This window comes from Simkaniaceae bacterium, assembly GCA_021734805.1.
In the GTDB taxonomy this organism is placed as follows: Bacteria; Chlamydiota; Chlamydiia; order Chlamydiales; family JACRBE01; genus Amphritriteisimkania.
In genome coordinates this window covers 1-13,817 of sequence record JAIPIG010000027.1, presented here as the reverse complement: position 1 = coordinate 13,817, position 13,817 = coordinate 1, and the positions used below count along the sequence as shown (strand labels likewise).

10 protein-coding genes and 1 pseudogene are annotated in these 13,817 nt (G+C 43.4%); 3 read left to right on the top strand and 8 right to left on the bottom strand.

Annotated elements, in window-relative coordinates; genetic code table 11:
* Positions 1-5 precede the first annotated feature (5 nt).
* The gene (locus tag K9M07_06160; GenBank protein ID MCF7852805.1) at positions 6-1,814 is read left to right on the top strand and encodes a hypothetical protein; all 1,809 of its coding nucleotides are present in this window, start codon (positions 6-8) and stop codon (positions 1,812-1,814) included.
* Positions 1,815-2,124: 310 nt separating this feature from the next.
* Here K9M07_06160 and K9M07_06155 read toward each other — a convergent pair whose 3' ends face one another.
* The 3 genes and pseudogenes from K9M07_06155 to K9M07_06145 all read right to left on the bottom strand — a co-directional run bounded on the left by K9M07_06155 (position 2,125) and on the right by K9M07_06145 (position 6,064).
* On the bottom strand, positions 2,125-2,544 hold the full coding sequence (locus K9M07_06155; GenBank protein MCF7852804.1) for a GxxExxY protein: 420 nt from the start codon (positions 2,542-2,544) through the stop codon (positions 2,125-2,127).
* 148 nt (positions 2,545-2,692) lie between these two features.
* Positions 2,693-2,776: pseudogene (locus tag K9M07_06150) on the bottom strand (IS5/IS1182 family transposase).
* A gap of 195 nt (positions 2,777-2,971) precedes the next feature.
* The gene (locus tag K9M07_06145) at positions 2,972-6,064 is read right to left on the bottom strand and encodes an NAD-glutamate dehydrogenase (GenBank protein MCF7852803.1); all 3,093 of its coding nucleotides are present in this window, start codon (positions 6,062-6,064) and stop codon (positions 2,972-2,974) included.
* Between the two features lie 161 nt (positions 6,065-6,225).
* Here K9M07_06145 and K9M07_06140 point away from each other — a divergent pair, with 161 nt between their 5' ends.
* Both K9M07_06140 and K9M07_06135 read left to right on the top strand, forming a co-directional pair.
* Positions 6,226-6,696: a hypothetical protein gene (locus K9M07_06140; protein MCF7852802.1), complete on the top strand. Its 471-nt coding sequence runs from the start codon at positions 6,226-6,228 to the stop codon at positions 6,694-6,696.
* Positions 6,696-7,526, top strand: a complete 831-nt coding sequence (locus K9M07_06135; GenBank protein MCF7852801.1) for a hypothetical protein — start codon at positions 6,696-6,698, stop codon at positions 7,524-7,526. Before K9M07_06140 ends, K9M07_06135 begins: the two co-directional genes overlap by 1 nt.
* On the opposite strand, the gene K9M07_06130 is transcribed toward K9M07_06135, so the two are convergent.
* From K9M07_06130 to K9M07_06110, 5 genes are all read right to left on the bottom strand, one after another.
* Entirely contained in the window at positions 7,512-9,488 is a 1,977-nt protein-coding gene (locus K9M07_06130) for a cation-translocating P-type ATPase (GenBank protein ID MCF7852800.1), read from the bottom strand. The two genes, K9M07_06135 and K9M07_06130, sit on opposite strands and share 15 nt — an antisense overlap.
* The gene (locus K9M07_06125; protein MCF7852799.1) at positions 9,485-10,246 is read right to left on the bottom strand and encodes a VIT1/CCC1 transporter family protein; all 762 of its coding nucleotides are present in this window, start codon (positions 10,244-10,246) and stop codon (positions 9,485-9,487) included. Before K9M07_06125 ends, K9M07_06130 begins: the two co-directional genes overlap by 4 nt.
* A 9-nt stretch (positions 10,247-10,255) precedes the next feature.
* Positions 10,256-11,512, bottom strand: a complete 1,257-nt coding sequence (locus tag K9M07_06120) for a M18 family aminopeptidase (GenBank protein ID MCF7852798.1) — start codon at positions 11,510-11,512, stop codon at positions 10,256-10,258.
* 13 nt (positions 11,513-11,525) lie between these two features.
* Positions 11,526-12,809, bottom strand: a complete 1,284-nt coding sequence (gene serS, locus K9M07_06115) for a serine--tRNA ligase (protein MCF7852797.1) — start codon at positions 12,807-12,809, stop codon at positions 11,526-11,528.
* Positions 12,810-13,074: 265 nt separating this feature from the next.
* A complete protein-coding gene (locus tag K9M07_06110) occupies positions 13,075-13,224 on the bottom strand; it encodes a hypothetical protein (GenBank protein ID MCF7852796.1) in 150 nt (49 codons plus the stop codon).
* Positions 13,225-13,817 lie beyond the last annotated feature (593 nt).

The window sequence follows — 13,817 nt, the reverse complement described above, 5'->3', positions numbered from 1 at the left end:
AGCTTATGTGGTGTTGTTGTATTGGAAAAGGAGCCCCTGCTGCCGTGCGAACTCCAAGTCCTACATTTTTGGATGGTGCATTGAAAGAAGATCGTATACAAGAGAGAACGGCCGCGGTCGCTGAAGCGGCTTTAGATTCAAGTGGAGCTATCCCGTTTGGGCCTCTCAATGCAGGCGATGGGGCTGCTGAAGTTGCATTTAGTATTGTTTCGGGCAGAACGAGGCGGTCTAAGCAGCTCAATGAACTTTCGGGAGAGACAAAATCCAATCGAGATAGTTCATCTCAAATATTGAGCGCTAAATCGGATGTGTCGTTGGCGCGTGATCTGACCGAAGTGGATCCAACTGAAGTGAGTAGAGTGGATTCTCGGCATTTTGCAGCCATGGCAGCCATACCGGTTACCCACATGCGTCAGATGAGGCCGAGAGCTGTAAGAGTCCCATTGAGTGAACATGCCAATGCAATGCAAAAGAGGATTGACTCAGTAGCCTCTCGGGTGTTTGAAAAGCCTGTTGAGATGCCTGCCGTTTTTTATTTATGGGATGCAGATAAAATCATCGCCTCCTATGAGGAAAAAAGAGATGCGATTGAAAAAGAGTGGGATCCATGGGTTGAATTATCCTCAAAGATCACAATATTTGATCAAGAAATGATGCTCGGATCCTCTGACAACAAAGTCAAGGGTGTGGCTGATCGGTTTTTTGATATGATGAGACGCCTTTCCAATGCGAGAGAGGGAATGGATGTATATATTGAAAATGCAAGAGAAACCAAAAGGGCAATGGAGTTAAGCACAACCGAGACTTATCCCATTGACCCTGCATTTAACGCCATTGCCCAAGCGATTTTTGAAGAGGGGTTGAGTAGAGATAAGTGGATTGGAAAGGGTGGCCATGCCGTTGTTGTTGCCAATCAATATGGTGGGCATGAGGTTGCGAAGAAAAAAAACAGAGATGACATATACTATAAAAATGAACTTGAAAAGGCAGCGCATTTGTTCACAGCTAAAAATGAACTTGAAATGGCAACCCATTTGCTCGCAGCTAAAATTAAGGGGGTGATTCATCCGCTATATTTTGAATCGAAAGGTGTCATTGTCTATCCTCGATGTGATCATGCTCTTGATGCTGAAATTGGCCCTAAAACATCGACAAACGCGTTAGATCCGAAACAGTTTCTTTTTGATCTTGTGGGGCTACTGAGAACATTAGATCAACTGCATGTACGGGCCAAAGTGGTTCATAGCGATTTTAAAGCGGGAAACATCCTACGAAAAGGGGATCAACTTTTGATTGCCGATTTTGGGTTGATGGGTTATGCCGGAGCGCGCTATGAAGCATCGACTATGCTGATATCAGCTCCCGAATTACTAGTTAAGAGAAGGGATCGCAATAGCAATAAAGAGGTCTATGACTTTGCGGATCTACCTTTACAGCCGTCTCAAGATATTTGGGCTCTCGGGATTTTATTGTGTGCGGCCTTATTCCAAGAATACCCTTTTCCGCTACCGATGATTGAATCACATTTTTTTGTTCCTGAAAATCGAGCTGATTTTGGGCGCGTTCAGGAACAGATCGATCGAGTGATCGATCTCAAATTTGAAAGACTCGCTATAGAATTAATGGAAAAAGATCTAATGGAGACCTACTGCACGCTCATCAAGAGGATATTGAGAGTTGATCCCCTAGAGAGACCGACGGCCAATGCATTGCTGGAAATGGATGAGCTCAAGTCATATTTAGCCCGCCCCGCTGCCGCTGATGCCGTAGCCTCGGATGAAAGGCCCGTTGCATCAGGAGCCGGTGATATATAGCACATACCGCTCGTGATTAAAAAAAAAATCTCATAGGATTGGCATTTGTCGTTCTTATGAGGTGATATCTGGTCTAAATTTTACCTCATAGAAATGACATGAAATTCATAGGCCGCAAGAAAGAACTCGGCTTGCTTGAGCTGTTTCTTAAGAAAAAGTCTGCCGGCGTAGTTGTTGTCTTAGGCACCACATGCTATATTTAGGTGCTGTAAGCAAATAACCGTTTCATTTGGTGGGGCTTAGAGCCTGTTCAAAATTTTTTTAATAATTAAAATCTACCACAGAGCCCACAGAGAACACAGAGGAAAGGTTATATTTTCATACGACGAATGCCTTCCACCAATCGCTTTACATTAAAATTAATAAGCAATCCTCGAATAGAAGTTCCATAAAGTCGCAAATATGACAACAATTGAGCTTCATGTATTGGGGCTATTTCGTTCACAGACTTAATTTCTATAATTACCTGATCCTCTACAACTAAATCCAGGCGATAACCACAGTCAAGCATAACATCTTTATAAAAAATAGGCAGAGGCTTTTGGATTTCCACCTTTAACCGCCTTAGGCTTAATTCATAAGCCAAACAGGCTTCGTAAGCCGACTCAAGCAGACCCGGCCCCAACACACGATGCACAGCAATAGCGGCCCCAATAATAGTACCTGTTAAAGGATCAGTTTCAGGTGCATTTATTTCTTCAGAAATATTTGGATTAATCAAATAATTCATAAAAACCCCTCCTCTGTGTTCTCTGTGGGCTCTGTGGTAGTATATTTTATCTAAGAACCTATTTAAAATCTTTTTAAGATTAAAACAACGAATGCAAGAACTGCCACATGCAGGCTAGAATTCAATTAAATCAATATGTCTCGGACGTGGTTTTTTTACGTGCAGATTCAAGTATAGAGTTGATTTTTTCAAATTGCTTTCGACTGATATCGCTAAGGTAAGAATGACGCATAATTTCTTCTGAAGTTTACCTAGAAATGATTTTATACTTCATTTAAAAAATTTTGAGCAGGCTCTAAAGAAGGGCTATAGATGTGAACGATCGCGACGAGGGGGGGATATTTTTTACTATCTCCGAGGAGCAATCGTTTACAGACGAATCTTTGTAACGGCCGCAAAATGAAAGTGGTTATTTGCTTACAACGCCTTAAGCTTCGTGTGTGTATTTTGAGATGATGAGAGGGAGGATATCGACGATATTTGGCGACCAATCGGGACCTCGTTCATAAATCAGGTTAGATGCGAGGTAACAGGAGATAATCGCTTTTTTGTGAATATCGGGGATATTATTAATCACCCGATCGGCAAATTCATTCCGGATCATCGGAATGAGATAATTGAATAGGCAAAGATTGAGTGCGTCATCCAGATCATCTGAGAGTTTTATTTTCTTGAGATGGTTTAGAATCGCATAGGTATAGGCATTGATTTTCTCTGAGATTTTATCTGAAATATCGATCAGCGATTCATGGGATTGATCATGGGTGTGTAAAATAAGGCGCGCTTCCAGGCGTGCTTTTTGCCTAATAAAGTTGAGAATCTCTTCCATAATTTCAGGTTTTGAATCTAAAAACTCCTGATCTTGCATCGTGAGTCCTGTTAGGACTTCGCATGAAGAACAAATGACCCCCCCCTTATTGGCCGAACTATCTTTAATGATGATGACCCCTTTATCTTCAAGCGCATAGCGCGCTTCGGGAGTGAGGTAGAGGTTAGCCCCTTCGATAATAGCTTTAGATGTCGGTTTGCCGGTTTCATCGAGGTATTCTTCGTAATTTGACTCATTGAGTGTTCGAGGGCGTCCCCCTCCGGGAATAAAGATATCGACAATAGTTTGATGCAAGTTGTGGCGCAAGATATGATTCATCTCATTTCCGGAAATCCATTCCTGTACGAGTTTGCCATCGGTTTTTTTCCAAAGGAGAGTCAGTTGTGTGAATTTGCTCTCTTCCCTCTTTGAAAAGAGATCGAGCATAAATCCGTTGTCATTAAGGAGTTCAGGAGGGTAAAAGCGCAATGGCTTTGCCTGATAAAAGAGTTCGGCGAGTTGATCGAGATCGAGTCCGTCAGGATCATAAATCGTTCCGGATACGTCCGTAAGAGCGAGGAGTTTTGCCGTTTTTTTGTAGAAATGGTATAAATTGAGGATTTGGTTTCCGGCGACGTCTCCGTCGGGACCTCCCGAAATCTTTATCGTAAAGGGTTCCGTCTCCGGGTTGATACCCAAGTAGAGAAGAACCTCGTGCATATAGACATTCACACCGAGAGATGTAACGCCATATTCTTTGTGATTAATACCGGTGGAGGGTTTGGATGAAATAAAGGAGGCTCCCGGCTTATAACCGGTATGGCGTGCATATTCGGCAATCCATACAATCATTTCATTGTGCATATTTTCATCCGGCCCGAGATAGAGGTATTCGGGTTGTTTTAAGTAGTCGAGCGTATCGCGTGCTTTCAATGTTCCGTCTTCATTGCAATTGACAATCGTGAGCAATGAGTGGACAAAGGCCCTTTGACTTTGATAAAGATAGACAAGGCGCTGTTCATTGCGGTAGTGTTCGAGTCTTTTTTCAATTTCTTCTTCATCTACTTTAGCTCTTGTCAGTTCATCGAAATAGATGCGTTCGGCTTGAGCTTGCGTCTCAAAGGGATCGATAAAAATAATGGCTTTAGAGCCGCCCTCGGGAATGTCTTTATTTTTCTTATGTTGGGTATAGGCGAGATTGTAGCATTCGGCAAAGACATTATTGCGCTCCACTTCCGTTTGTTCTTTGCGTCTGGGGATGACTGTGCGCAGACCGCCCCTAGCCAAATCCTCAAAGCGGATGTGAAATCCGATGAAATTAAACCCGTTAATATAGAAAATCCCATAGGGAGGTTCGGGGAATTTTTTGCGATAGTCAAAGGGGAGTGTTTTGAGAATAGAGGGATCGATACGGAATGAAAAACCGCTTTTATTTGTTCTGAAGAAATTGGTTTTGAGCGTTTTATCAATAAAGTAAAGGCTTTGGAGCAAAATATTTTTGCGCCGCGTATCCATTAAAACCTGTCCCGTATCGAGGTTATGGACATTTTCTAAAAACTTTTGCTTTGCAGTAGCATAGTGTTCTTGATTGTGTTTTGTGGGATGAAAGCGGTATTCGAAAATTTGGCAAAGTGAGCGTGTGAGCTCGGGATGGCGGCAAAATCCCTCTTCAATATGCTCTAAACTATAGAGGTTGGGATCGGCATGTAAAAGCATTTGATGGACAAAGCGAATGGAAACTTTCAAAAAATTACCGAGATTTCCGGAGACCATGTGGGAATCGACGAAAGTCTTTTCAATCGTTGGAAATTCAATAAAATATTTGAGGGTTGTCAGTTCCTGTAAAAAGTCGTGAATGTTAGCGGCATCCCAAGCAGCTTTATTATGTTGACCATGGAGCCCAATTGACATGAGCAGAATGCTATTGGAGCTATAAGGGTTAATATAGGTTGCATTCACTCTTTTCATGATCAATTTATGGCGAAAGACAATTTTGGAGAGGCGATATAAGAACTGGTGCTTTGGCGTGTTTCTCCATGCGAGTAGGATTTGCATCGAGGGAGTATTGCCTTCTGTTGTTTGCCAATCTTCATTATATTTGACCTCGTATTGGCAATGATCGCGGGTGAGAGCGTGGCAAAATAGGTTAAGTGCCAAGATTAAGCGTTCATCTGAAAGGGAGGTTAAAAAGCGGGGATTCATCCCTTTAAGGAGTTCCATATAGAGATCTTCAGTCAGATCGGGGTTAACAGCGCGGGCTTGATCATAAATTTGCGCCCTCTTTTTTTCCGGGAGTAAGGCATCAAGATCGAAATCGACAGGGAGATATTCAGTAAAATGGATGAAGGCAATGCGTAATTTTTCCGAGGCTCCTTCAAAAGGGGGGGGCACATTTGATATGAAAGATTGGTAGTTCTTGACGCCCATCAACTTAAATTCTTTTAGAATCTTCATATCGGCATCAAAAGAATCGAGGCACATGACGACAATGCAGTCCTTGAAATTAATTTGAGAGTGGTAAGCTTGAAGGGGAAAGCCTTTAAGGTTATGAGCGATAAGCATCAATTGCGATTGCTCGACATTTTCAAAAAATGAGGGGGGCATATGCGCTTCAAGCCAAAGATAGAAGGTTTGGAAATTTGCGCTTTCCTCCTCCATCGCTTTAACGAGTTGTTCGCGACTCAACCGGCCATGCTCAGATGATGGGTCCATGTGCACCTAAGAATCTAATGATTAATTATTTAAAGAACAAGAGATCTCCCTTGTCTTCCCTCATTTTTCATCATATCCAGTTGACCTATTTTTTTAAATCATCTTTACAAAAAGAAAATATGAGCTTAAGATTCCTTCTTTTTTAAAGGAGCGCGAAAAAAATGGCAGTAGCAGTGACATCAAACAGTTTGATTGTTAAAGCTGTTCCTATTGAGGGATTTGCAAGCATGTCAATTGAAGATGCAACAAAAAATGTCTATGAACGGGTGATAATGGCCTGTGAGGACAAAGGGGTTTTACTATCGAACTATGGAAACCATCTGGGAACCGGCTCAATAGCAAATAGAGCAGCCTATGTAGAGGCGAGAAAAACTCAGAGCCTATTTGATATTCGAAGAATTCAAAAGGCTGTGGGGCAAGTTTTAACCCTTTTTACCCCGCACTCGCGCTATAGCGATCACTTATCATCATATGCTTTAAAACACACAGTGGAAAAAGCAACAGGTGAATATATTTCCAATGGGGATTTGATTGTAGCGATGTTAATTAACGGTTTCGATGCCCGTTTTGCAAAACGGGGCGAATGCATTGGGGTTAATGGGCATTTTAAAGTAAACCTAAGGGGTGAATAGTGGCTTCAGGTCTTGTACTCAGGGGCGATCAGGCTCAATTTTTAGCCCCCCTTTTCCCCACATTGGTCGTTGAGGAGTTTCCCTATTCCATTGTTCCAAAGGAGATCAGAGAGAGGCCCGGCACACTTGCATTTGCCGGTGTTGTCATTGCACAACTTGCTAATGTATATCAAAAGCAGATTGGGATGCAAGCTGCTAACATGGGTTTTGCAGCGGGAGGGATTTGCATTTTAGCGGGATATCTCTTTCATGAGGCGCCCTTAAGCATTAAATTGCCACCGACTCCCAAAGGGGACTTTTTGATCCATTTGATCCATTCTGAAGGGGAAAAAATAAATTTAGATCCACGTATTGCCGATATTGATTTTTTGATCAGTTACCCTCATCCCTTAATTTATGGTCAATGGTTTAAGGATGGAGAACCTCAAGGCTTATTTGTTCATATTAAACTGATAACCCTAGGCGAAGGTGACTTAGATAAAAGGATTTTTAACCTGTTTCTTTTTCAAGTGACAAGAGAAGGGGATTTTGCTTTGATCGCTCCGGCTTCTAGTGCTAAAAAGTTTGAGGTACTCACTAATGTGCGGAAAGTCTTTTCTCAAGCCCGGATTTTAAGAGGGGAAATGAAACAAGAACATGTCGATGGGATGTCGACATACCTCGGAGTCCCTCCTATCTTTGATCGTCTCAAGGAGAAGGGTGGAGAAGTGGGGTGTGTTCCTTTTGAGAGAGGGGATTCTTTTTTAGTCGGTGAGGAAGAATTTGCTCATTTAGTGCGAGTGATGAACAAAACGCATGAATTGGCAGTACTCGCCTCATCGCCTGAGTAGGCGAAGGCTATTGAGTCCTACGACGATCGTGCCCCCTTCATGGAGAATCACAGCAAGCCATAGGGGGATCCAGCCAAGCAGTGCCGGTGTTGTGGCAAAAAAGATGACGATTAAGGCCAGCAGTAGGTTTTGCTTGACGATGTGCATCGTATGGTGCGCTTTTTTTGTGAGCCAGGGCAATAGGCTTAAGTCATCATTGAGGAAGACGATGTCAGACGCCTCAATGGCCGTTTGAGATCCAATGAGTCCCATTGAAATGCCCACATGAGAGCGGGCAAGTGCGGGGGCATCATTAATACCATCCCCTACCATGGCAAGATGCTCTTTTTGTGAGAGCTCAGAGACGAGAGCGAGCTTTTGGTCGGGTTTTAAATCGGAATAGATTTGGCTCATCCCGAGTTGTTTTCCAACATACTGAGCATTGGATGAGTGATCTCCCGTCAGCATCACCGTTTTGAGTTTATGGCGATGCAAATCGCTAATGATTTTTTCCATATTGGGTCGAATTTCATCTTGGAAATGGAGTAGATAGAGCGTTGATCCGATCGACATCAGCGTGATGAGGTGGCCCTCTTTTTTTAGTTTGTGCTCAACTTGTTGAAACAGAGGTTTTAGCGCCTCTGTAAGTGTCGATTCAACATATTCATAGCTTCCGATATGCACATCAATTTTCTCTCCCTTTTTTTCAACAATGCCTTCAATCCCTCTTCCCGGTATTGCTTTCATATGGAGAATCGGAGGATGGGAGAGGCTCTTTTCTTGTGCATAGGTTGTAATGGCGCGAGCAATGGGGTGAACGACCTTATTTTCTAATGCGGCGGCGATGCCGATTGCCTCTTCTTCGGTCATAAGTGGGGCATTATCTTGAATGGATTCAATCGAGATGAGTTTGAGATTGCCTGTTGTGAGCGTGCCCGTTTTATCGAGCGCTATGAGAGAGCAGGTTGAAAAGGCATCAAGGGTGACGCCCCCTTTCAGGAGGATTCCTTTTCTAGCGCAGGCAGAAATCGCGCTTAAAAAGGCTGTTGGGGTTGCAATAATGAGCGCGCAAGGAGATGCGGCAATGAGAAAGGCCAGGGATCGGTAAATAGAGCCTTCTTGTCCGAGCCAAGGGATTCCTAAGAGGGGCAGGATCAAACAAAAGAAAGCCGATAATAAAATAATTGTGATGGCATAGGGACGGCCAAAGCGATCGAGAAATTTTTGTAGGCGCGGTTTAGCCGTTTGCGCTTTCGTGATGAGGTCGATGATTTTGGCGAGGGTCGATTCGCTTGGGGGTTTTGTCACCTCAATGGTTAAAAATCCATCGAAGTTCATGCTCCCCGCTTGCACTTCATCACCCACTTTTTTCGGAATGGGGACAGACTCTCCGGTGAGATGGACGAGATTGATATAAGAGTTTCCTTCGATGACAATGCCATCGAGAGGAATCACTTCACCGGCTCTAATGAGTACTTTTTCGCCTTTTGTGATTTCACGCACTGATTTTTCTCTTGTTTTCCCTTCATTAAGGACAACGGTAACCATCGTTGGGGAGAGTTTGTGAAGGGTATTTAAGGCTCCTTTGGTTTTATGGATCACGGCATCTTCCATCGCATGAGAAAGGGCAAATAAAACAAGAAGAAGTCCCCCTTCTAGTCCGCTGCCAATGACGACAGAGAAAAGGGCGGCGAGCGTCATCAAAACATCGATATTGATATCGAGTTTCTTAATATCTGAAATCGACTCAATGAGAGCCGGAGTCCCCGAGAGGAAGTAGACAAAAATCAATGCTAAGTGGGAAAGCGAGGGGTGCACATATTGCAATCCAAAGGAGAGAGCTAAAATTCCGGCAGAGAGAAGCGCTATTTTGAGAGATAAGTTGGTTGCTATTTTTCTAGACGAGGGGTTGAGAAACGGGCTGAGCATGGCTTCTTTTCCCGAAGCAAAAAATTCGTCGTATTGGTAACTCTCTTGGGTCATTGAAAAAACATTCCGATAAAATAGGTTGCTGATAGAGCAATAAAAAGACATCCCATGTTCCATATCACCATGTGCATAGGGGGATTGCGATCGAGCTTTGATTGTATGTAGGCAGCTGTAGCGACGATGACAAAGGATAGGATAGGGATGCCATAGGGGATAAAAAAGTAGGCAAGTGTGAGAATGGCAATTGAGATCATCGCTCCAATGACACATCCAAAGGCTTGTTTAAGAGGATGCTCATAAGATCCAAGCTGAAGTCCTAGCTCTTCTTCAAGCATAATCGTGAGTAGGCGGCTATCATCCGCCATCAAAGTATCGATGACTTGTTCGAGAAGCTCACCTTCAAAGCCTTTTAAGCGGTACATAGCTTCGAGTTCTTCTTTTTCTTGCGGGCGATTGGTGCGGATTTCGTTGCGCTCTTCTTCAATCACACGGTGTAGTTTTTCAAGACGCTCCCAAGAGAGATAGGCTGCGCGCGCGCCTTTCCAAATCATCCAACCACAGACTAAAATAAAATAGTAAACATAAGAGAATGAGCCAAGAAAAAGAGAGAGGAGAAAAAGAAGCGACATAAAAAAAGAGGTTTCTTTTGCCGAATCAAGAGCGCAGATGAGGCTATTTGAAGCTTCAATGCCGTGACTCTCCCCCAATTTTTTGCGGGTTTTTAGCCGTGCATCCTTGAGATGCTCATAAGCATCTTTGCCTTCAAAATGATCGGGATTTTTATTTTTTACGGAGCAGCATGCGCGATTCATGAACCTTCTCTAGATTTTATCAAGTGTCGAAAGGGTTAGTTTACACAAAGTGAGTAAATCTTGTGTAGCCATTTGCTCCTTAATGGAATGCATTCCGAGAATCGGAGCCCCCATATCAACGGTTTCGATTCCCGTTTGAGTCGCAAAAATAGGGCCAATGGTCGATCCACATCTTTGATTAGAGTGACTGACATAGAGCTGATAGTCGATTTTTTCTTTTTGCATTAACTCTATGATCGTAGTAGCGCTGTGCGATGAGGAGGCATAACGGCGATTGGCGTTGAGTTTTAGAGCAATGCCTCTGCCAAGCTGGGGAGCATGTTCTTTATCAAAGAGCGATGCATAGTTGGGGTGAAAGGCATGGGCAGCATCAAGAGAGAGACAGAAGGATCGGTTCTTTATACGGAAAAAAGCGTCTTGATCGACATCAAGCGCAAGACAAATGCGCTTCAGCGTATCGATAAATAGAGGGGATGCGGCGCCTTCTTCAGTGGAGGATCCGATTTCTTCATGATCCCAAAACAGAGCCATTTGCATTGTGTCGGTTCGCGCTTTTGCGTGGAGGATGGCATGTAGCGATGCAAAAACACTGCTTAAATTATCGATGCGGTATGAGCTAATGATCTCTTGCTTTGGCCCGAGAAATCGGAGGGGATCACAGGGGACGAGAAAGAGATCGTGGCTTAAAATAGCAGTGCATTTGAGAAGAGATTCTAAATAGCCCCCTTTGGAAGGGAGGAGAGAGGCAATGGCTCGTAGATGCATCTCTTTGTTAATTTTTAAACCCGAATCAGAGTTCGGAGAGGGATCGAGATGAATAGGTGCATTGGCAATGGTGCAGGGAGTCTCTTTTAAATGGATAAGTTTTGTTTCAACCCCTTTTGAGTGGCGCAGCGCTACCTGTCCTGCAATGCAAAGATCTGCCGCCATCCAAGAGGGGAGATGGGGGGAGCCGTAAACTTCGGTTCCGAGCAGGAGTGTCTCATCACAGAAAAGCGGTTTGGGCTTAAGTTTGAGTGCCGGACTATCAGTGTGTGAACCGAGAATAGTTAATTGATCCACTTTTTGAGTGGGGAGCTTGAATGCGATAATTGAACCGTTTCTTTGAATGAAATAGCTCTTTTTTAAAGCGAGTTTAAAAGGCTCTTTTTCATCAATTTGAATGAAGCCTTTTTTGAGCAGGGCATCGGCGATTTCTTTTGCAGCATGAAAAGAAGTCGGCGATGCATCGACAAAAGTTTGGAATGAGCGAATGAGTGGTTGCATGAATCCATTCATATCAACGAGAAGACTCAGGAGTCAAGACTTTTAATCCATTTAAATATTTTTGCAGAACTTCCGGAATGAGAACGGAGCCATCTTCTTGTTGAAAGTTTTCGAGGAGAGCGACCATCACTCGAGAGGTTGCAAGTCCCGATCCATTGAGAGTATGGACATATTCAGCCTTTTTATCGGCATTGCGATAGCGGATTTGAGAGCGGCGTGCTTGAAAGTCGGTGCAATTTGAAATCGAGGACACTTCATAATAGCGATTTTGTCCCGGAAGCCAGACCTCAATATCGACAGTTTTAGCTGATGAAAAAGAGGTGTCGCCCGTGACAAGGAGCATATTGCGATAGTGAAGGCCGAGTTGTTGCAAAAGCGACTCGGCTGCAAGGATCATCTCCCCATGCACTTTTTCACTCTCTTCGGGTTTTGCATAACAAAACATTTCCACTTTATTAAATTGATGCACGCGGATCAGACCTCTCTCTTGTGCACCGAGTCCTCCCGCCTCTCTTCGAAAACAGGGGGTATAGGCGACATAGCGCTTAGGCAAATCGCCTTCAATGATTTCATTTTGATGAAGGCCGTTGAGCGCAACCTCTGCAGTGGGAATAAGATAAAGATCATAATCTTCGTCGCGCACTCTAAAGAGCTGATGGCCAAACTTGGGCAATTGACCTGCGCCATACATCGCATCTTGCCGAACAAGATGAGGAGGCATGATCATGTGAAAACCGTTTTGAATATGGAAATCGATCATAAATTGAATGAGGGCCCACTCTAGGCGTGCTCCAAGTCCACTATAAACCGGCCATCCCGATCCTGACAATTTAGCGCCTCGCTTGAAGTCAAATAGGTTCAGGCTTTCATTGAGCTCCACATGATTTTTGGGCTCAAAAGAAAAGTGGGGTTTTTCGCCATGGCGCATGATCTCGACATTATCGGCCGGATCGAGCGATTCTTTCACTTCATCCATGGGCATATTGGGGAGGCGAGCAGCCACATCCATATATTGAGATTCAGCTGATTTCAGCTCATCATTCAGAAGGGCGATTTCTTCTTTTAAAGCACTCACTTGCCTAAGAATCGTATCGCATGATTCTCCTCTTCGTTTGGCTTCGCCAATCTGCTTTGAGGCTTGATTCATCATCGACTGCTTATTTTCGAGCTTGATTTTCACGGAGCAAAACGCATCATATAGGGAGAGCGCCTTCTTGAGGTCGGCATCGCCCTCTTTTTGCTTGAGTTTTCGGTCGGCAATATCGAGGCAGTCGCGTAACTTCTTAAAATCGAGCATATAAACAGGTTCCTTCAATGACTTCATTTTAGAAAAAACCGATTATGCCAACTTCACCTCTAAGATGCAAGAGGGGGATTATCTCGACTTTGTAATTTTTTGGGACCCGAAGGCCTCGGGATATTTGTTTTCGGGGGAGTTATTAAAACCGGGAAGGGGTTTTTACCCCTTCCCGGTTTTAATAATCTCCCAGTTCGACCATAGATCGAGCGCATGATGCGCAAAAGACCGAGGCAGGCGGGCCCAAAAAATTGCAAAGTCGAGATTATGCCACTGATTCGACTTTGTGGGAAATGCAGGCTAAAGTGGACAAAACGCCATTCTGTTGTTCTGAATCAAGAGACCTGAAAAGTTCTTTACAGATCTGATTCACATTATAAATAAGATCGTACAGATCTTTTTCCGAATCAATCATAGTAGGGGCTCTTTTATCCGGATGCGTTATAAGGTCGATTTTTTTTAGGCGTGACCCAAAGTGTGATATAGTAGCGTCTTTTTCTGATGAGGGATCTATTTCAAAAGATGCTTTTTCAAATAGAGCTTTTGTGAATATATAGGATAAAATAACAATAGAAGCGCGGTCTTCTGTAGAGAGGCTTTCTAATACGGTTTGATCTCTATTAGATAAAAGGGATAATAAAAAGGCATTCTTTGGGATTATTTCTTGAGTTTGATCTAACGTCGAATTTGAGGCTTCTTGAATCGGCTTGGATTTAAATATCAGCTCAGGGTTAAATATTAGAAGCTGTAGATCTTTTCTTATCTCATTAATTTGAGCTTCAATTTCATGATTTGTTAAGAGGTTTGAGCGTTCTCTTAAAAATACATATAGAGCATTAATTGCATTAATTGTTTTTAGTAATCCTGTGTCCTCGACTTTGCAACTTTTAGTTGCCTAACTCAAGCAGCCTGAAGTACCCGCCTCACTATATCATCCAGCCAATCCACTATTTCCGGAGTTATATTTTCTAAGGAAGGGGTGATTTTGGCCTTCCCGGAAATTAAATT